Origin of the sequence: Oricola nitratireducens (assembly GCF_014904745.1) — a bacterium.
Classification (GTDB): Bacteria; Pseudomonadota; Alphaproteobacteria; order Rhizobiales; family Rhizobiaceae; genus Oricola; species Oricola nitratireducens.
Genome location: NZ_JACZCS010000008.1, coordinates 115652 through 134228, shown reverse-complemented (window position 1 = coordinate 134228; position 18577 = coordinate 115652). Strand labels below are relative to the sequence as shown.

16 protein-coding genes are annotated in these 18577 nt (G+C 62.8%); 5 read left to right on the top strand and 11 right to left on the bottom strand.

Features of this window, described 5'->3' with window-relative positions; genetic code table 11:
* Window positions 1-113: 113 nt before the first annotated feature.
* Complete coding sequence (locus IG169_RS04875; protein WP_193175037.1) at window positions 114-1058, bottom strand: Gfo/Idh/MocA family oxidoreductase; 945 nt, start codon at window positions 1056-1058, stop codon at window positions 114-116.
* Window positions 1059-1189: 131 nt separating this feature from the next.
* Complete coding sequence (locus IG169_RS04870) at window positions 1190-2428, bottom strand: LysR family transcriptional regulator (RefSeq protein WP_193175036.1); 1239 nt, start codon at window positions 2426-2428, stop codon at window positions 1190-1192.
* Between the two features lie 177 nt (window positions 2429-2605).
* Here IG169_RS04870 and IG169_RS04865 point away from each other — a divergent pair, with 177 nt between their 5' ends.
* The 3 genes from IG169_RS04865 to IG169_RS04855 all read left to right on the top strand — a co-directional run bounded on the left by IG169_RS04865 (window position 2606) and on the right by IG169_RS04855 (window position 4950).
* On the top strand, window positions 2606-3475 hold the full coding sequence (locus IG169_RS04865; protein ID WP_193175035.1) for an amidohydrolase family protein: 870 nt from the start codon (window positions 2606-2608) through the stop codon (window positions 3473-3475).
* 257 nt (window positions 3476-3732) lie between these two features.
* Complete coding sequence (locus IG169_RS04860) at window positions 3733-4089, top strand: protocatechuate 4,5-dioxygenase subunit alpha (RefSeq protein ID WP_193175034.1); 357 nt, start codon at window positions 3733-3735, stop codon at window positions 4087-4089.
* A gap of 12 nt (window positions 4090-4101) precedes the next feature.
* Window positions 4102-4950, top strand: coding sequence for a class III extradiol dioxygenase family protein (locus tag IG169_RS04855; RefSeq protein ID WP_193175033.1), 849 nt, complete (start codon window positions 4102-4104; stop codon window positions 4948-4950).
* A 97-nt stretch (window positions 4951-5047) separates the two neighbouring features.
* Here IG169_RS04855 and IG169_RS24315 read toward each other — a convergent pair whose 3' ends face one another.
* The 7 genes from IG169_RS24315 to IG169_RS04820 all read right to left on the bottom strand — a co-directional run bounded on the left by IG169_RS24315 (window position 5048) and on the right by IG169_RS04820 (window position 13267).
* Window positions 5048-6727 (bottom strand): SulP family inorganic anion transporter, encoded by a 1680-nt coding sequence (locus IG169_RS24315; RefSeq protein WP_193175032.1) that lies wholly within the window; start codon window positions 6725-6727, stop codon window positions 5048-5050.
* Window positions 6728-6840: 113 nt separating this feature from the next.
* Complete coding sequence (locus IG169_RS04845; RefSeq protein ID WP_193175031.1) at window positions 6841-8073, bottom strand: M24 family metallopeptidase; 1233 nt, start codon at window positions 8071-8073, stop codon at window positions 6841-6843.
* 155 nt (window positions 8074-8228) lie between these two features.
* Window positions 8229-9083: an ABC transporter permease gene (locus tag IG169_RS04840; protein ID WP_193175030.1), complete on the bottom strand. Its 855-nt coding sequence runs from the start codon at window positions 9081-9083 to the stop codon at window positions 8229-8231.
* A 10-nt stretch (window positions 9084-9093) separates the two neighbouring features.
* Window positions 9094-10374, bottom strand: coding sequence for an ABC transporter permease (locus tag IG169_RS04835; RefSeq protein ID WP_193175029.1), 1281 nt, complete (start codon window positions 10372-10374; stop codon window positions 9094-9096).
* Window positions 10375-10441: 67 nt separating this feature from the next.
* Window positions 10442-11569, bottom strand: coding sequence for an extracellular solute-binding protein (locus IG169_RS04830; protein WP_193175028.1), 1128 nt, complete (start codon window positions 11567-11569; stop codon window positions 10442-10444).
* Between the two features lie 90 nt (window positions 11570-11659).
* Window positions 11660-12754 (bottom strand): ABC transporter ATP-binding protein, encoded by a 1095-nt coding sequence (locus tag IG169_RS04825; RefSeq protein ID WP_193175027.1) that lies wholly within the window; start codon window positions 12752-12754, stop codon window positions 11660-11662.
* A 171-nt stretch (window positions 12755-12925) separates the two neighbouring features.
* Entirely contained in the window at window positions 12926-13267 is a 342-nt protein-coding gene (locus IG169_RS04820; RefSeq protein ID WP_193175026.1) for a DUF6476 family protein, read from the bottom strand.
* A gap of 53 nt (window positions 13268-13320) precedes the next feature.
* Between IG169_RS04820 and IG169_RS04815 the strand changes: the two genes are divergently transcribed.
* Entirely contained in the window at window positions 13321-14364 is a 1044-nt protein-coding gene (locus IG169_RS04815) for an RluA family pseudouridine synthase (RefSeq protein ID WP_193175025.1), read from the top strand.
* Between the two features lie 169 nt (window positions 14365-14533).
* The gene (gene rpoH / locus IG169_RS04810) at window positions 14534-15433 is read left to right on the top strand and encodes an RNA polymerase sigma factor RpoH (protein ID WP_193175024.1); all 900 of its coding nucleotides are present in this window, start codon (window positions 14534-14536) and stop codon (window positions 15431-15433) included.
* 72 nt (window positions 15434-15505) lie between these two features.
* On the opposite strand, the gene IG169_RS04805 is transcribed toward rpoH, so the two are convergent.
* Window positions 15506-17092 carry a hypothetical protein gene (locus IG169_RS04805; RefSeq protein WP_193175023.1) on the bottom strand — a complete coding sequence of 529 codons (1587 nt, stop codon included), beginning with the start codon at window positions 17090-17092 and terminating at the stop codon, window positions 15506-15508.
* Window positions 17093-17133: 41 nt separating this feature from the next.
* Window positions 17134-18432, bottom strand: a complete 1299-nt coding sequence (locus tag IG169_RS04800; RefSeq protein WP_193175022.1) for an adenylosuccinate synthase — start codon at window positions 18430-18432, stop codon at window positions 17134-17136.
* Window positions 18433-18577: the final 145 nt, after the last annotated feature.

Below are 18577 nucleotides of genomic sequence, written 5' to 3'. Positions count from 1 at the left end.
GCATATCTAGCGAAATCCACTCATTGATCGACATCAAACGCAAAAACCCGCCCGCCGGAGCTCCAGCGGACGGGCGTGACAGGCTTTGCGCCGCCAGATCGATTCTTGGTGTGTTAGCCGAAGGACCGTTCGATACGATCCAGCGTCTCCATGGCCGGCAAGACCTGGGCAACACTACCGTTCGGCTCGCGGCCTTCCCTGATCGCCGAGCAGAACTCCCGGTCGATCAGTTCGATGCCGTTGTTCGACACCGCCACGCCCGTCAGGTCGACCGGCTTGTCGTAGCCGTCGAAAAGGTCGTCATAGCGCGCCAGATAGGTACCGTTGTCGCAGATATAGCGGAAGAAGGTGCCGAACGGCCCTTCATTGTTGAAGGAGAGCGACAGGGTGCAGATCGCCCCCGACGGCGTCTTCATGCCGATCGCCATGTCCATGGCGATGTCCAGCTCCGGATGGATCGGACCCTGCAGGCCGAAAGCCTGCGAGCAGGTCTCGCCGGTCTGGTACTGGAACAGGTCCACGGTGTGGCAGGCATGGTGCCAGAGCAGGTGGTCGGTCCAGCTGCGCGGCTCGCCCTTGGCGTTCATGTTGGAGCGGCGGAAGAAGTAGGTCTGGACGTCCATCTGCTGGATCTTCAGTTCGCCCGCCACGATCTTGTTGTGGATCCACTGGTGCGACGGATTGAACCGGCGCACCTGCCCGGCCATCGCGATCAGGCCGGTCTCCTTTTGCTTGGCCACCACCGCCTGGCTGTCGGCGAGGCTGTCGGCCATCGGGATTTCCACCAGCACGTGCTTGCCCGCTTCCATGCACTGGATCGCCTGGCTCGCATGCATCTGTGTCGGGGTGGAAAGGATCACCGCATCGACGTCGTCGCGGGCGAGGCATTCTGCGAGGTCCGTGGCCGCATGGCCGATGCCGCGCTCGCCGGCCAATGCGTCGATCTTCGCCCTGGTCGGCCCCATCACCGAGGTGACTTCGACGTCCTCGATGTTGGACAGCGCGTCCAGGTGCTTCAAACCGAAAGCGCCATAGGCGCCGGCAACACATAGCTTCATGTCTGATCCTCCAGCTCACGATTACAGGCCGCGCGACCGGGCGAGGCCGCCGGTCCCGCTGGCCGAATTTCCCGCTTGCTTACCATCTCCTTGATTGGATTGGGTATTCAATCTCTTCGGCCGTCATTCATTTATTCAATAGCGGTGTTTGCCGCCCGCATCGACCCCGTCACCTCCCGCAGATAGCCGAGAAACTGCTGCTGCGTCTTGGTCGGACGCCAGTCGCGCCGGTAGGTCAGCCCGATCGCGCGGGCGCTGTCCGTCAGTTCGATCGGCAGCGGTACCAGGATTCCCTGCTCGTGTTCATGGCGGATCTGGCTCAGCGAGATGATCGTGATGTAGTCGCCGGTCATCAACAGGCCGCGCAAGAGTACAAGCGAACTGGAAACGACGCGTACCGGCGTCTCCGGCAGGTCCTGGATCTTCAGCGTGTTATACAAATAACTTCCCGCCGGGGTCGTCTTCGGCGGCGCGACCCACGGAAAGCGCAGAACATCGTCGATCGTCACCGATTGCCGGCCGGCAAGCGGGTGATTCCGGCCGGTTACAAGCGCCAGCGGATCGTCGAACAACCGCTCCTGGATGATGTCGTCCACAGGCGGCGGATCGCGCAATGCCCCGATCAGGAAATCGAGATCGCCCTGGCGCACGCCCTGCAGCAATTCGTCATAGCGCCCGTCGACCGCGCGGATCTGTACGCGCTCGGAATGGCGCACCATGAGATCGATCGCCGTCGGCAGGATGAAGGTGCGCACCAGCGGCAGCGCCCCGACGGCGATATGGGTTGAATCCTGGCCGAGAAAATCGTCGACCTCGTCGAAGCCCTGCTGCAGTTCGGACAACGCCAGCTTGGTGCGCTGCGCAAGGACATGCGCCGCCGGCGTCAGCGAGATGCCGTCATGCGCGCTTTCGAACAGTTTGATGCCCGACAACCGCTCCAGGTTGCGCGCCGCCCGGTGGATCGACGGTTGCGAGATGCCGAGATTGCGCGCCGCCATGGAGAAATTCTTCGCCTCCGATACCGCGATCAGTGCCCTGAGCTGCGCCGCCGTCAGCAGGCGGTCGAAATCGGCGAAGCCGCGCGCCTTCTGCCGCAGGCCGAGACGCGATGCCTCGCGCGCGCCGGCCTGCAGATGATCGAGCGCCCGTTCCACGCGCCCGAGGAACCGCGTCCCGACCTCCGTGGCGAACATGCCGTCCCGGCGCCGCTCGAACAACGGAACCCCGAGTTCCTCCTCCAGCTTCGCCACCGCCTGGGTGACGGCGGGTTGCGAAAGCGCTGCCCTTTCGGCCGCCATGCTGACGCTGTGGCAATGGGCGACTTCGCGAAACACCCGCAGGTGACGAATATTGGGAACGCTCAGCCTCATGGCGGCCAGAAATCTCCTTTGGAGCTTGCTATAGCAATATTTTATATCCGGCGAACTATTTGGAATGGGAAAATGCCAGCAATTGGCGCATTTTCTCGACCAATCCGCCGACAAGGCGCAATAATGAATTTGCGGCAGATCAATGCGCCGCAAGACAAAACGGACGAAACGGGACCCATGGACGCTGATTACCTGCCTTTCCACCCCAATCCCTCGAAACCGGCTTTCGTTCCGCCTGCCGGTGCCGTGGATGCGCATTGCCATGTCTTCGGCCCCGCCGACAAATTCCCCTATGCGCCGGAACGCAAATACACTCCTTGCGACGCGCCGAAGGAGAAGCTGTTCGAACTGCGCGATTATCTCGGCTTCGAACGCAACGTCATCGTCCAGGCGACCTGCCACGGCCGCGATAACCGCGCCCTCGTCGATGCCCTGATCGCCGCCGGCGGCAAGGCCCGCGGCGTCGCCTCGGTCGGCCCCGACATTTCCATGGACGAACTGAAGGCGATGAACGAGGCCGGCGTGCGCGGCGTGCGCTTCAATTTCGTCAAGCGCCTCGTCGACAACACCCCGAGGGAGGTCTTCCTCTCCATCGCCGAGAAGATCGCCACGCTCGGCTGGCATATCGTCGTCTATTTCGAGGCGCAGGATCTTGAAGGTCTGATTCCGTTCCTGAAACAGCTTCCGACGACCATCGTCGTCGATCACATGGGCCGGCCGGACGTCACCAAGGGCGTCGATCATCCCGATTTCCAGCGCTTCGTCGATCTTATGGCGGATGTCGACACGATCTGGACCAAGGTCACCTGCCCCGAGCGATTGACTGTCGACGGTCCGCCCTATGACGATGTCGTTCCCTTCGGGCGCAAACTCGTCGAGACGTTCCCCGACCGCGTAATCTGGGGCACCGACTGGCCTCACCCGAACATGAAGTCCCACATGCCCGACGACGGCAAGCTGGTCGATTTCATTCCGCGGATCGCACCGTCCGCCGCCGAACAGCAGGCGTTGCTCGTCGACAATCCAATGCGGCTATACTGGAGCTGAGCACACAGGACGCCCGTGGCGTCCGCCGGAAACCGCACGCAACGCATATTGGCTCGGATGCCCCGCACATCCGGGCATTTTTTGTGGTAAAATCCAGGTTTTCGGCGGCAGGCCCCGCATGGAGCGAGGGAAAGTACATATAAGTTTTGCGTAATGGGCATTCATTCTCATACCCTCGCCGGATCCACTTGATTTAGGTCAAACCCGCCTCTCGCGGCGCCTGCGTATACATAAATGAAATGCAGGAGGAACGGACCATGGACCAGCCAGGTTTTGACTATCACATCGACATTCCGGGTACGACGATCTTCGACGGCAAGCAGGCAATGAAAGGCTATGCGCTCAACAAGATGTGCTACTCGTTCAACAAGAAGGAAAACCGCGACGCCTTCGTGGCCGACGAAGAGGCTTATATGGAAAAATACGGCCTCAACGATCAGCAGAAAAAGGCGGTCCGCGACCGTGACATTCTCGGGCTGATCGACGCCGGCGGCAACATCTATTACCTCGCCAAGTTCGCTGGCATCTTCAAGCTGTCGGTGCAGGATGTCGGCGGCCTGCAAACCGGCCGCACCACCGAGGAATTCAAGGAATTCCTGAAAAGTCAGGCGTAAGGAGGACAGACCATGGCAAAGATTCTCGGTGGCATCACCACCTCCCACATTCCCGCGGTAGGCAACGCGATCCAGAAGGAACTCTACGACGATCCCTACTGGAAACCCTTCTTCGAAGGCTATCCGAAGGTTCATGCGTGGATCAAAGAGCACAAGCCCGACTACGTGATCAACATCTACAACGATCACGGCCTCGGCTTCTTCCTCGACCAGATGCCGACCTTCGCGATCGGCGCCGCGCACGAGTACAAGAACGAGGACGAAGGCTGGGGCCTGCCGTCGCTCGATCCGTTCCCCGGCGCACCGGAACTTTCTTGGCACATCATCGAGTCGATGGTCGCCGACGAGTTCGACATCACCTCTTGCCAGGAACTGGCTGTCGATCACGGCTTCGTCGTGCCGATGCAGCTCTTCTGGCCGGGCGCGCCGAACAATCCGGACATGCCGCGCGCCGTGCCGATTTCGGCCAACACGGTGCAGCATCCGATTCCGACGCTGCACCGCGCCCTGAACTTCGGTAAGGCGCTGGGCAAGGCCCTGCGTTCCTTCCCCGAGGATGCAAAGATCGTTGTTCTGGGCACCGGTGGCCTGTCGCACCAGCTCGACGGACAGCGGGCGGGCTTCATCAACAAGGAGTTCGACCAGTACTGCCTGGAAAACATTGTCCACAATCCCGAGGAACTGACCAAGATCACCCGCATGGAGCTGGTCGAGAAGGCCGGCGCACAGGGCACCGAATTCCTGATGTGGATGATGATGCGCGGCGCGCTCGGCGACGACGTCAACGAGATCACCCGCAACTACCACATCCCGATTTCCAACACCGCCGCCGGCACGCTGCTGCTGGAATGCGCCGCGTAATCGGCAAGCACTGGCCGACAAAAACGCCCGGGCATCTCGCCCGGGCGTTTTTCATGGATCTTGCGGCTGATGATCACCCGGCGACGGCAAGCGGGCGTCACTGCGGTCCGAGCGCCCGCACGGCTTCCTCGACAGAGCGGAAAACATGATCCGGCCCGAGTGACTCGATCAACCCTGTGCGTCTCGCCGCCCGTATCGCCCTAACCGATTCAAGCCGCGCCAGGGCGACCGTTATTCCGCTCCCGCGCAGCATCTCGATCCGCTCCCGCAACAGTTCGGCCCCGGTGAAATCGATGTCGACCACGCTGTTGCCTTCCAGAACCACAAGCTTGCAGGGGTCCGGCATCCCTTCGATCGCCCGGGTCAATTGCCCGAGAATGAACTTCGTGCTCAAGAAATTGAGCGGCGCCGCCAGCGAGAAAGCGAGCACGCCGGGCACACGCTCGCCGCGAGCGTCCGGCATGTCGGCCCACCAGATTGTCGTACCCTCGACACGGAACAACTCACGGCAGTTCGGACGGGCGATCGTGTAAAGGCTGTGCATCAGTGACAGGACGATTCCAAGCCCGACCCCGACCCCGATCGGCAGGAACACGACGAGAGCCGCGCTTCCGAATACCAGTCCGGCCTCGACGGGGCTTTGACGCCATATCCGGCGGATCGTCGCAACGCGGATGATCCGGATGGCGACGAACAGCAACACGCCGCTCAAGGCGGCTTGCGGGACATATGAAAAGGCGGTGCTGCCGAACGCGACCACCAGACCGCAAACGAGGATCGCCAGCAATCCGCTCAATTGGGTCAATCCCCCTGCCTCCGCGACGATTCCGGTCCGCGGAGGGCTGGAGTTGACGGGAAAGGCGCCGATTAGCCCGGCAAGGACATTACCGGCGCCAATCGCGGCAAAATCGCGCGATACGGTCTCGGGGTCCGCATCATGGCCGCCGAAGGCTTGAATCACGCTCGACGTCTGGATCATGCACAAAAGCGAGACGACAAGCGCCAGCGGCAACAGCGTGGCGAAGTCGGACAGGTTCGGAATCGCCAGCGAAAACGATGGCGGCGATATGGCGAGATCCTCGAGCGTATCGAGCCCGCTGGCCTTCAGCCCGAACCACCAGACTGCGACGCCGCTCGCCATGAGGCCAATGAGCGGTCCGGGAATCTGCCTGTCCGTCGCCTGCACCAGCAACGTTATGGCCAGCACACAGCCGGCGATGATCAGCGGGATCATCTGCGCTTCGCCGAGTTGCCCGGCAATGGCGGCCGCGGTTGCGGGAAGGGAGCCCGGAGAGATCTGCAGACCGAGAACCGTCGGAACCTGGCCCACGACGATGTGACAGGCGATGCCGGCAAGCAGCCCCGTCGTGACCGGGATGGAAAGGAGGTCGGCGACCCATCCGAGGTGAAATCTGTACGACGACATCAAGATAACGCCGACCAGCACCCCCAACACTGCTGCGAAGCTCGCATATTGCGCCGATCCGGCGACCGCTAGGGCAGACAGGGTGCCCGCGATGATGGGTGCGATAGTGGAGTCCGCGCCGACCGACATCAGACGGTGCCGGCCGAACGCCGCGAAGGCCAGCGTTCCGGCGGCGAAGGCCAACAGCCCGGCGACAGGCGGCAATCCCGCCAGCCGGGCCGTCGCGAATTGTTCAGGCAGGGCAATCGCCGCAAGCAAGAGGCCCGCTTTCGCATCGCTTGCGAGCCATAACGCCCGGTAGCCCGCAAGCGACGAGAAGAAGGGACCTATGCGGCGCGTATCGCCGGTCACTTGTCTTGCGTCCTCTCGCCGTCGGGCTGCTTCGCATTATCGCTGCAATGCCGTGTTGCCGGCATGATGGAAGTCGCGGCGGATCGCGTCAAGATCGACGCGGACCGCCAACGTCATGCCTTGATGATCATCTCCTCGGGTCCGTAGGGGAAATTGGTGATGTTCTCCGCCCCGTCCTCGGTGATGATGAAGATATCGTGCTCGCGATAGCCGCCCGCCCCGGGCGTTCCTTCCGGGATCATGATCATCGGCTCCATCGACACGACCATCCCCGGCTCCAGCACGGTGTCGACATCCTCGCGCAGTTCGACGCCCGCCTCGCGGCCGTAATAATGCGACAGCACGCCGAAGGAATGGCCGTAACCGAACGAGCGGTACTGCAACAGGTCCCATGAGCGATACATCTCGTTGAGCGCCAGCGCGATCTCCGAGCATTTCCGCCCCGGCGCGATCATCGCCGAGCCCGCTTTCATCACCGCGCAGTTCTTCTCCCACAGGTCGAGATGCGCGTCGGATGCTTCCTCGCAGAACAGGGTCCGCTCGATCGCGGTGTAGTAGCCGAAGATCATCGGGAAACAGTTCAGTGACAGGATGTCGCCGCGCGCCACCTTCTTGTTTGTCACCGGATTGTGTGCCCCGTCGGTCATGATGCCCGACTGAAACCACGTCCAGGTGTCCATCAGCTCGACGAAGGGAAAGCTCTTGCCGATCTCGCGCACCATCGCGTTGGTCGATGCGAGCGCCACCTCGTATTCCGGCACACCCTCCCCGACCGCGCCCATAACCGCGCGCGCGCCGACATTGCAGATCCGCGCGCCTTCGCGGATCAGCGCCTGCTCCTCGCCCGACTTGATCGTGCGCATCCACATCGAGGCTTCCGACACGTCGACGAACTCGACGCCTGGAAATGCGTCGCCCAGCTGGCGGCGATAATCGAGCGAGACATGGTCGAACTCGATGCCGATGCGTTTCGCGCCGGCCGGAATCAGCGATTTCAGCGCCGTGAAGAAATTGTCGCGCCGCCAGTCCGAATAGATGATGTTGTCGCCATGCGTGCGCCGCCACGGCTGGCCGCCGTCGATGCCGGCGCTGACCGTCGTCGCGCTGTCCTGCGTCAGCACGAAACCGAACTTGCGGCCGAACTGGCAGTACAGGAAACCGGAATGGTAGCAGATGCCCTGGTAGGAAGTAAAAACCGCCGCGTCGATGTCCTGTGCGGCGAGATGGCCCCGCATGGCGTTCTGCCGCCGGTCCATCTCAGTGTCGGAAAACGGCGACCATTCCTTGTCGCCATTCTTCCACTGGAAGACATGCAGCATGTCTTCGGTGCTGGTCTTGATCGTCATGTTTGAGGTTCGCTTCGTTGGGCCTGATGGCCCGCGGCCCTATTGCCGCGAACGTTGGCCGAGCCGGGAAGTGAAACCGGCGCGAGGATATTATGACGGCGTGTTCAAAACGCCATATCCGGCAATGACATCGGTTTGTCTGATTGCGACGGGCGTCAGCTCGGCGCGAGACCGCGCAGCCGCTCCGAGCGCCGCCGCAACAGCTCGAGAACCGTCAGCAGCACCACCGAGATCACGACCAGGATCGTCGCCACGGCAAGGATCGTCGGCGAGATCTGCTCGCGCAGCCCGGTAAACATCTGCCAGGGCAGCGTCTTCTGGGAGGCCGAGCCGAGGAACAGAACCACCACCACCTCGTCGAAGGAGGTGATGAAGGCGAACAGCGCGCCGGAGATCACGCCGGGCAGGATCAGCGGCATCTGCACCTTGAAGAAGGTGCGCACCGGATCGGCGCCCATGGAAGCAGCAGCCCGCGTCAGCGACCGGTCGAAACCGACCAGCGTCGCCGTCACGGTGATGATGACGAACGGCGTGCCGAGTGCGGCATGCGCCAGCACGACGCCCCAATAGGTGCCCTGCAGCCCGATGCGCGAATAGAAGAAATACATCCCCGCCGCCGAGATGATCAGCGGCACGATCATCGGCGAGATCAGGATCGCCATGATCGCCGACTTGAACGGCACATGGCTCTGGCTGAGGCCGATCGCGGCAAGCGTCCCGAAAGAGGTCGCCAGAAGCGTCGCCACCGGCGCGATCCGCACCGAGTTCCACAGCGCCTGCTGCCAGTCGGGATTGGTGAAGAAGTCCTGGTAGTGCTTCAGCGAATAGCCCGCAGGATCGAGCGCCAGCATCTTCGGCGTGAAGGTGAAGAAATCCTCCGCGTTGAACGACAGCGGCATGATCACGATGATCGGAAAGATCAGGAAGAAGAAGATCAGCGCGCAGATGACGCGGAAACCGTAATACCAGGAGATCTGCGCCGTCGAGGCATAGGGCGGAAGTGCGGACATCGTGGTTCTCCTAGCCCAGCTTCACGTTATCGATGCCGACGATCTTGTCGTAGACGTAGAAGAGCAGCATCACCAGCGCCAGCAGGATCGTGCCGAGCGCGGCCGCGAGCCCCCAGTTGAGCGACGTCGAGATATGGTAGGCGATCCGGTTCGAGATGAAGATGCCGCTCGTGCCGCCGACCAGTTCCGGCGTGATGTAATAGCCGATCGACAGGATGAAGACGAGGATCGCGCCCGCCCCGATGCCCGGCACCGATTGCGGGAAATAGACCCGCCAGAATGCCGTCCAGTCGTTTGCGCCGAGGCTTTTCGCCGCCCGCACATAGGACGGCGAGATGGTCTTCATCACCGAGAACAGCGGCAGGATCATGAACGGCAGCAGGATATGCGTCATCGCGATGATCGTGCCGGTCTGGTTGTTGATCATGATCAGGCGGTTGGCGTCGTCGATGACGCCGATCCAGACCAGGAAATCGTTGATGACGCCTTGCTGCTGCAGCAGCACCTTCCACGCCGAGGTGCGCACCAGCAGCGACGTCCAGAACGGCAGCAGCACCAGGATCATCAGCATGTTCGATGTCCTGAGCGGAAGATTGGCGAGCAGATAGGCGATCGGATAGCCGAGCAGCAGGCATGACACGGTGATCACGATGGAGAGGATCATCGTTCGCTTGAACAGGAACAGATAGATCCGTTCCTTCTCGGGCAGCATCTCGATGCCGTTGGACGTTCTCTTGGCGTCCAGGGCGCTCAGGAAATAGCCGTCGGTCAGGACCGGGCTGGCGCGCTTGATCACCGCCCATGTCTCGACCTTGCCCCAGTCCTTGTCGACCTTGATGAAGGCATCTTTGTAGGGCGGCTCCATCTTGGCCACCTTGCGCCCGGTCTTGCGGAACAGGCCGGACATGCCGGGCTCGTCGTAGTTGAGCCGCAATCCGAGGCGCGTATGGGACTTGTCCTTGTAAGCCTTGACGAAATCCTCGTGGAACGCGGCGAACACCTCTTCGCCTGGCGCTTCCCCGGTGGTCGGATCCCATGTCTTCAGAAGCGCGACCGTCTGCGGGATCGTCTCCTTCACGATCCCGTTCTCGACCGACCGGAACAGCATGTCCGCGATCGGCATGAGGAAGCTGAGGATGATGAACGCCAGCAGCGGCAGGATAAGCAGGAAACTTCTCAGCTTCTCGCGCCGCAGCGCCCGCGCCAGCGATTTCTTCAGGGGCGTTCCATCAGCAGCACGCATGATCCCGTCGGAGGGGGCGTCCATATGGTCGGTGGAAGTGCTGCTCATCGAATGACCCTGCGGTTTGCGGTTCGCGGTGCGGCGGAAATCCGCCGCACCGCATGTGCATGATAACTTACTTCGCCAGCCAAGCCTGGAACTTGGCGTCGACGTCGTCGGAATAGTCGGCCCACCAGTCGATGTTGTTGACCAGGATGTTCTTCATGTTGGCCGGATCGGTCGGCATGTGCGGCGCCATCTCGATGCCGAGTTCGGCATGCTTGCCGACCAGCGGCGCCGACGATGCGCGTGCCGGGCCGTAGGAGATGTACTTGGCCTGGTCGGCGAGGCGCTGCGTGTCGGTCGCGAAGCGCAGATAGTGCTTCACGCGGTTCAGGCGGTCTTCCGGCAAGCCGGCCGGAATGATCCAGCCGTCGAAATCGAAGACCTGGTAGTCCCAAAGCATCGCGACCGGCTGGTGCTGTTCCTCGATCACCGAGAACAGGCGGCCGTTATAGGTCGAGCCCATGACGATTTCGCCGTCGGCGAGAAGTTGCGGCGTGTCGGCGCCGGCCGACCACCAGATCACGTCGCTCTTGATCGTGTCGAGCTTGGCGAGCGCGCGGTCGATGCCCTCGTCGGTTGCCATCACGTCATAAAGATCCGCCTTCGCAACACCGTCGCAGAGCAGCGCCCACTCGATGTTCTTCTTCGGGCGCTTTTCAAGCGCCCGCTTGCCGGGGAAGTTTTCGAGGTCGAAGACGTCGCAGACCGAGGTCGGCACCTTGCCGTTCCATGCGGCAACGTCAGTGCGGTAGCCGAAGGTCGTGGAGAACACGATCTGCGGGATGAAGCAATCGGAGATCAGCGAATCGCCGAAGTCTTCCGAAGCGGGCGTGCCGTCCGGAGCCGGAGCGAGCAGTTCGTCCGCATTGATCGGCATCGCCAGGCCCTCGTCGCAAAGGCGCACGGCGTCCGGGCCTTCCACGTCGACGAGATCCCAGGTGATGTTGTTGGCCTCGTTCATGGCGCGCAGCTTAGCGACGGCCTCGTTCGACGATTCGTCGTTGACGATCGTGATGCCGGTCAGCGCCTGGTAGGGCTCGTGATAGGCCTTGAGCTGCGATTTCGAGTAGGCACCGCCCCAGGACACGATGGTCATGGAATCAGAGCAATTGTCGCAGGGCGGCAGCTCTTCCGTAACGGCCGGTGCTGCAAATGCGACGCCAGCGACGGTCGCAAGTAGCATGAGTTTCAGTTTCATCACTTTCTCCCTTTCGATGAAGGTCGGACGGCATGACTGACCGCCACAACCATTTTGCCGGGCGCGGATGCGATCCCGGCAAATTCAGGTTCATGCAACGGCGTCGAGCGCCTTGCAGTCGGATGCCGCCCAGCCGATCTTGACCGTATCGCCTTCGGCGATCTGCCGCCGCTCCCCGCGGTTGCGCACCTTGACGACGAATTCGCGGTTTCCCGCGACGTTCATCCGAACGCGGATGTGGTCACCGAGATAGATCAGTTCCTCGACCTTCCCGTCGATCATGTTGTCCATCTCTTTTTCCGGCTGCAGCTCGACGCGTTCCGGCCTGAGCGACAGCGTCGTCTTCGAGCCGACGCCGGAAATGTTCACCGCGTCGGCCTTCAGGCTGATCCCGCCGGGGACCTCGACGACGCATTCGCTGCCGTCGACGGCGGTAACGCGGCCGTTCAGCTTGTTGTTCTCGCCGATGAACTGCGCGACGAAGGAATTCTGCGGGCTTTCGTAAAGCGCGTCCGGCGAGGAAAGCTGCTGGATCACGCCGTCGTTGAACACCGCGACGCGGTCTGACATCGTCAGCGCTTCCGTCTGGTCATGCGTCACATAGACGATCGTCACGCCGAGATTGTCGTGGATGTGCTTGATTTCGTACTGCATCTGCTCGCGCAGCTGCTTGTCGAGCGCGCCCAGCGGCTCGTCCATCAGCACCAGTTCGGGGTCGAACACCAGCGCCCGCGCGACAGCGACGCGCTGCTGCTGGCCGCCCGAAAGCTGCGCCGGTCTGCGCGAACCGAACGTCCCGAGCTCGACCATCTCGAGCGCGCGTTTGACCTTCGCCTGCTGCTCCGACTTGTCCATGCCGCGCACCTGCAGCGGAAAGGCGAGATTTTCCGCCACGCTCATATGCGGAAACAGCGCATAGTTCTGGAAGACCATGCCAATGCCGCGCTTGTGCGGCGGCACATTGTTGATCGGACGGTCGTTGAGGAAGATTTCGCCGTGGGTGGCGGGCTCGAAGCCGGCCAGCATCATCAGGCAGGTGGTTTTTCCGGAGCCGGAAGGCCCGAGCATGGTCAGAAACTCGCCCCGGGCAATGTCTAGGTTGAGATCTTTGACGACTAAGTTCTCACCATCGTAACTTTTCTGCACGCTCTCGTAGCGGACAGCCGCACCCCGGTTTTCGCTCATGTTGTCTCCCTGCCGGCCATCCCGCGCACAAACGGCCCAAACCCATTCGATCCATGCCCGTGGGGAACATGAAAACGAAACTGTCTGCCGCTTGTAAAGAGATAGCTGCGTTTTTTTTCGTCATGTGCCTGATTCCGCCATTAAATTACGCAGTTCGGCGCATGCGCGCACCTATTGCACGCGGTGATTGGCGATCAGGCTTGCCGAATTCGCGTCATAGATGAGGACGCGGGTGGCGCCGTCACCGGTCGTGCCGAAGAACAGGATGCGATTGTCCGAGACGGCGGTGTCGGAAACGGTGAACCCGTCCGGCAGGTCGATCACCGCCTCCATCGTCCCCTGCGGCACACCGCTGCCAGCGGACTTGTAGACAACCGCGCCCAGCACGGCCATAAGGCCGACCAGCATGATGCCGATCGAAACTGCCATGAGCCGGGCGAGCTTGCGCCGCACCTTCTCCATCGCCGGATCGAGCGGCTTGTCGTCGTCGAAATCGTCTGCTGGATCAGCCATTGTGTCGAAGCCCGGATACCGGCCGTCCGGCCGGAAGAAATGATGAAGTGACCATGGGAACCGGCCTTAACGAACGCGAGGGCGAATTGGAAGCCTTCACCGCCGACGAAGCCGCTGCGGGCGCCCGCCTCGACCAGTGGCTGACGGGAGCCTGCGCCGGAACCCTGTCGCGCAACCGCATCAAGCATTTGATCGAGCAGGGCCGGGTCCGCCTCAACGGCGAAACCGTGGCCGAGCCGAAACGCAAGCTGCGCGCCGGCGATCGCGTCGAACTCGCCCTGCCCGAACCGGAAGATCCCGAGCCGGCGCCGGAGGCGATCCCGCTCTCGGTCCTTTACGAGGACGCCGACGTGATCGTGATCGACAAGCCTGCGGGGCTGGTCGTTCATCCCGGACCCGGCAACCCTTCCGGAACCCTCGTCAACGCGCTCCTCGCCCACTGCGGCGACACCCTGTCCGGGATCGGCGGAGTGAAACGGCCGGGCATCGTCCACCGCCTCGACAAGGAGACGAGCGGCGTCATGGTCGTCGCCAAGAACGATCGCGCCCACCAGGCCCTGAGCGCGCAATTCGCCGATCACGGCCGGACCACCGGCATGCGCCGCGCCTATCTCGCGCTTGTCTGGGGCGCCCCGGACCGGATGACCGGTACGATCGAGACCTTTCTCGGCCGGTCGTCGCGCGACCGGATGAAACAGGCTGTCGTCGGCGAGACACAGCCCGACGCGCGCTATGCCGTGACCCATTTCAAGGTCCTGGAACGCTATGGCGATCCGACCGGCGCCAGCCCCGTCGCAAGCCTCGTCGAGTGCCGCCTCGAGACCGGCCGGACCCACCAGATCCGTGTCCACATGGCGCATGTCGGCCATCCGCTTATCGGCGACCAGGATTACGGCAAGGGCTTTTCGACCAAGGCCAACACCCTGCCTTCGCCATTGCGCGAGGCCGTGTCCGGCTTCACCCGTCAGGCGCTGCATGCGGCGAGCCTTGCGTTCGAACATCCGGCAAGCGGCGAACTGATGACCTTCCAGTCCCCGCTTCCCGCCGACATGACGGAGCTTGCGTCGGGCTTCCGCCAAGCCTTCGGCAAGACCTGAAACCCGTCTACAAGCCTTGAAACCGCCCCGATCAAGGCTTACTTGGCAAATGTGGGAGTGTAAGCAGACTTGCGCTCCCATCTTGTATGCGCCCGGTCGAAACGACGGGCGCGCCCAGTGTTTGCCGCAATTTCGCGGGAACCTCGCAAAATGAAAGGGTGCTTTACGAATGGCCCAATCAAGTCTCCCCAGCCTTTACGGCGGTGAAGGCGGCCTGACCCGCTACCTTGAGGAAATCCGCCGTTTCCCGATGCTGCAGCCGCAGCAGGAGTACATGCTCGCCAAGCGGTATCACGAGCATGACGATCCCGACGCCGCTCACCAGCTCGTCACCAGCCACCTGCGTCTCGTCGCCAAGATCGCGATGGGATATCGCGGCTACGGCCTGCCGATCGGCGAAGTGATCTCGGAAGGCAATGTCGGCCTCATGCAGGCGGTCAAGCGCTTCGAACCCGAACGCGGCTTCCGCCTTGCGACCTATGCCATGTGGTGGATCAAGGCTTCGATCCAAGAATACATCCTGCGGTCCTGGAGCCTCGTGAAAATGGGCACGACCGCCAACCAGAAACGCCTGTTCTTCAACCTGCGCAAGGCGAAGAACAAGATCCGCGCGCTCGGCGACGCCGACCTCAATCCCGAGCAGGTCAAGCAGATCGCGACCGAATTGCACGTCTCCGAAGAGGAAGTGCTGTCGATGAACCAGCGCATGGCTGGCGACGCCTCGCTCAATGCGCCGATCAAGGCCACCGACGGCGAGAACGGCCAGTGGCAGGACTGGCTCGTCGACGACAGCGACAGCCAGGAAGAGATGCTGATCGAGGAAGACGAGCGCGAGCAGCGCTCCGCCCTGCTGCACGAGGCGATGAACGTCCTCAACGACCGCGAACGCCGCATCTTCCAGATGCGCCGCCTCGCCGAGGATCCGCTGACGCTCGAGGAACTGTCCGGCGAGTTCGATATCTCGCGCGAACGCGTGCGCCAGATCGAGGTCCGCGCCTTCGAGAAGGTTCAGGACGCGGTCAAGGCCGCCGCCGCCGAACAGGCCAAGGCGCTGCGTCCGGTCGCCTGACCGCAACCACAAAACGAAACGGAAAAGGCCGGGCTTTCGCCCGGCCTTTTTGTTTTCGGACCTGCCGCTTTCTCAGTTCTGCGTGGCCGTGGTGTCGGTCTTTTCTTTCCAGGCGGACAGCACCTCGTTGAAGACCTGCTCGCCCGGGATGCCCTTTTCCAGCGTGATCAATGCGCGCCGGCCGCTGACATACTGCATCGGAATGTCGATCCATTCTTCGCGCTGCATCAGGTTGAGATTGGTCTCGATCGCCGTTTGCGCGTCGGTCAGCGCGATCAGGAAGATGTTCGTGTCGAGCGGCGCCGCGACACCGATCAGCGCGTTGCCGGGATCCTGTTCGGTGCCCTTGAAGGTGATGCGCTGGACGTCGGCGATGCCCCGGCCCTCGAACGTGTCCGGCATCCGGAACAGCAATTCGATCACGTGGCTTGCCGGGAAGGTTTCGTCCGCGTTGCGCCGGATCGTCATCTCCATCGTCAGGTCGAGTTCCGGGATGCTCGCTTCGGCGCGGATCGCCGGTTCGGGCGGCAGGTCGCCGCCGGGCGACTCCTGGACGACAGACCAGACCGTGGCGCCGGCTTCAGCCGTGCCGGCCTGCGAGCCCGTGCGTTCCTGATAGAAGATCGCGCGCTGTCCGACCGGCAGCGTCCCCTGGTCGCCACTGCCGGCCGCATCCGCCGCCGGCGCACCGGCGGTCGCACTGTCGCCGCCGCTTGCCATCTGGTCGCCGGCATTGCCGGTCTGACCGGCAATCGACGTGCCCTCGCCTTCCGTACCCGGCGACTGCGCCGGGCCGCTGTCGACTTCCTGTCCGTCCGATGTTAGCCGCTGGGTGAATTTCTCCGGCGCGTCGGTCTCGTCCGCCGGCGCGGCATCGGCCGGTTGTCCGGTGTCCGTACCCTGATCGGTGTCTTCCGGCGTCACGGTCGTACTCGGCACTTCGCGAACCGGAACGCCACCGGCCATCTGTGTCTCGCCCGACGAACCGAACATCGCCATGATCGTGTCGCGGCCCGCATAGGCGGCGATACCCGCGATCAGCAACACGGCAACTGCCGCGCCGATCCATATCAGCGGACCGCGCCCCGCCTTTGCCGGCGGCGCGGCCGCCGGCTTGCGCACGGGCTCCTCGTGCCGGATTTCCGCGCGCGGTTCCTCGCGTATTTCGGGCTCGGCGGTAAGCTCAGCATGGGCCGCGGCTTCCTGCTCGGCGAGGAATTCCGCCAGCGGATCCTTTTCTTCTCCGGCCTCCGGCTGCTGCCAGCTCTCGGCCATTTCCGGCTCCGGCTCTTGCCGGCTTTCGGACTCTGGCTCCCGATAGCTTTCGACCACCGGCTCATGCTCGGGCTCGGGCTCCGGCTCGCGGGGTTCGGCGGCAGGGGCCGCGACGTCGTCCTCGAACAGGTGATCGAGATCGGAGCCGTCCACCGTTTCGACGGGCGCCTCCGGCGCGGCGTATCGCGCCTCGATGCCGGCGATGGCCGCTTCAAGCTTTTCAAACTGCCGCTGGATGGCCTGCTCGGACGGCCGCTTTTCCATCGCCTCGATCTGCCGGTTGATCGTCGCGCGGGCGCGGTCATAGACCTTCGCACGTACTTCCGGTGCGGGATCGGTCATTCCATCCAGCGTTTTTCTGAGGACGGCCTCAAAATCTGCCATGTATTCAATCCGTTGTGCGGTTTCTTCTTATGTCCCGTAACCTAGTCTTGAAAAGGGTCGGTCACAAGTATCGTGTCATCACGCTCGGGGCTCGTCGACAGCAACGCCACCGGCGCCCCGATCAATTCCTCGATGTGGCGAACATATTTCACCGCCTGGGCGGGCAGATCGTTCCATGTCCGCGCGCCCGCGGTCGTCGCCTTCCAGCCTTCCACGGTCTCGTAGATGGGCTCGACGCGCGCCTGCGCGCCCTGGCTGGCCGGAAGATAATCGATCTCCTCGCCGTCGAGCTTGTAACCGACGCAGATCTTGATTTCGTCCAGTCCGTCGAGCACGTCGAGCTTGGTCAGCGCAATGCCGGTGATCCCGTTGATCGCCACCGCCTGGCGCACCAGCACCGCGTCGAACCAGCCGCAGCGCCTTTTGCGCCCGGTCACCGTGCCGAATTCGTGGCCCTTCTCGCCGAGAAACTGGCCGACCTCATTGTCCTGTTCGGTCGGGAACGGCCCCTCGCCGACGCGCGTCGTATAGGCCTTGGTGATGCCGAGCACATAGCCGACGCTGCCGGGACCCATGCCGGAACCCGTCGCGGCCTGGCCGGCGGTGGTGTTCGAGGAGGTCACGAACGGATAGGTGCCGTGATCGATGTCGAGCAGCGTGCCCTGCGCGCCCTCGAACAAGATGCGCGCGCCGCGGCGGCGATAGTCGTCGAGGATTTTCCAGACGCGATCGATATAGGGAATGATCGTGTCGGCGACCGAGCGCAGTTCCTCCATGAGGGTCTCGTGCGCCACCTCGTCGTAGCCGAGTCCGCGGCGAAGCGCGTTGTGATGCGTCAGCAACCGGTCGACCTTGGCCGGCAGCGTGTCCATGTTCTTGAGGTCCATGACGCGGATGGCGCGCCGTCCGACCTTGTCCTCGTAGGCGGGGCCGATGCCGCGCCGCGTCGTGCCGATCTTGGTGCCGGAATTCGACGCCGCGTCCTCGCGGATGCCGTCGAGTTCGCGGTGAACCGACAGGATAAGCGCGGTGTTCTCGGCGATGCGCAGCCGGTCCGGCCCGACGATGACGCCCTGATCGGCCAGCCTGCCGAGTTCCGCCACGAAGGCGTGCGGATCGAAAACGACGCCATTGCCGATGACGGAGAACTTGCCCTCGCGCACGACGCCGGAAGGAAGCAGCGACAGCTTGTAGCTGATCCCGTCGATGACCAGCGTGTGGCCGGCATTGTGGCCGCCCTGGAAGCGCACGACCACGTCGGCGCGCTCGGAGAGCCAGTCGACAATCTTGCCCTTGCCCTCGTCGCCCCACTGGCTGCCGATCACCACCACATTGGTCATTTCGCTTCAATCCCGAATTATTGTGTCAAACCCGCGGCGTTTTAGACGTTGACCCGCGAAAGCGCGATAGGCAATTCGCCCAAAACCTCTATCCGCATAAAAAACATTGAAATACGGCTCCGGCGCCCTTGTTTACCTCCCGTGC

What these genes read in the sequence shown, in the direction of transcription:
- IG169_RS04875 (WP_193175037.1), bottom strand. Translation starts at nt 1,058, where the DNA reads ATGAAGCTATGTGTTGCCGGCGCCTATGGCGCTTTCGGTTTGAAGCAC.
- IG169_RS04870 (WP_193175036.1), bottom strand. Translation starts at nt 2,428, where the DNA reads ATGAGGCTGAGCGTTCCCAATATTCGTCACCTGCGGGTGTTTCGCGAA.
- IG169_RS04865 (WP_193175035.1), top strand. Translation starts at nt 2,606, where the DNA reads ATGGACGCTGATTACCTGCCTTTCCACCCCAATCCCTCGAAACCGGCT.
- IG169_RS04860 (WP_193175034.1), top strand. Translation starts at nt 3,733, where the DNA reads ATGGACCAGCCAGGTTTTGACTATCACATCGACATTCCGGGTACGACG.
- IG169_RS04855 (WP_193175033.1), top strand. Translation starts at nt 4,102, where the DNA reads ATGGCAAAGATTCTCGGTGGCATCACCACCTCCCACATTCCCGCGGTA.
- IG169_RS04845 (WP_193175031.1), bottom strand. Translation starts at nt 8,073, where the DNA reads ATGACGATCAAGACCAGCACCGAAGACATGCTGCATGTCTTCCAGTGG.
- IG169_RS04840 (WP_193175030.1), bottom strand. Translation starts at nt 9,083, where the DNA reads ATGTCCGCACTTCCGCCCTATGCCTCGACGGCGCAGATCTCCTGGTAT.
- IG169_RS04835 (WP_193175029.1), bottom strand. Translation starts at nt 10,374, where the DNA reads ATGAGCAGCACTTCCACCGACCATATGGACGCCCCCTCCGACGGGATC.
- IG169_RS04830 (WP_193175028.1), bottom strand. Translation starts at nt 11,569, where the DNA reads ATGAAACTGAAACTCATGCTACTTGCGACCGTCGCTGGCGTCGCATTT.
- IG169_RS04825 (WP_193175027.1), bottom strand. Translation starts at nt 12,754, where the DNA reads ATGAGCGAAAACCGGGGTGCGGCTGTCCGCTACGAGAGCGTGCAGAAA.
- IG169_RS04820 (WP_193175026.1), bottom strand. Translation starts at nt 13,267, where the DNA reads ATGGCTGATCCAGCAGACGATTTCGACGACGACAAGCCGCTCGATCCG.
- IG169_RS04815 (WP_193175025.1), top strand. Translation starts at nt 13,321, where the DNA reads ATGGGAACCGGCCTTAACGAACGCGAGGGCGAATTGGAAGCCTTCACC.
- rpoH (WP_193175024.1), top strand. Translation starts at nt 14,534, where the DNA reads ATGGCCCAATCAAGTCTCCCCAGCCTTTACGGCGGTGAAGGCGGCCTG.
- IG169_RS04805 (WP_193175023.1), bottom strand. Translation starts at nt 17,092, where the DNA reads ATGGCAGATTTTGAGGCCGTCCTCAGAAAAACGCTGGATGGAATGACC.
- IG169_RS04800 (WP_193175022.1), bottom strand. Translation starts at nt 18,432, where the DNA reads ATGACCAATGTGGTGGTGATCGGCAGCCAGTGGGGCGACGAGGGCAAG.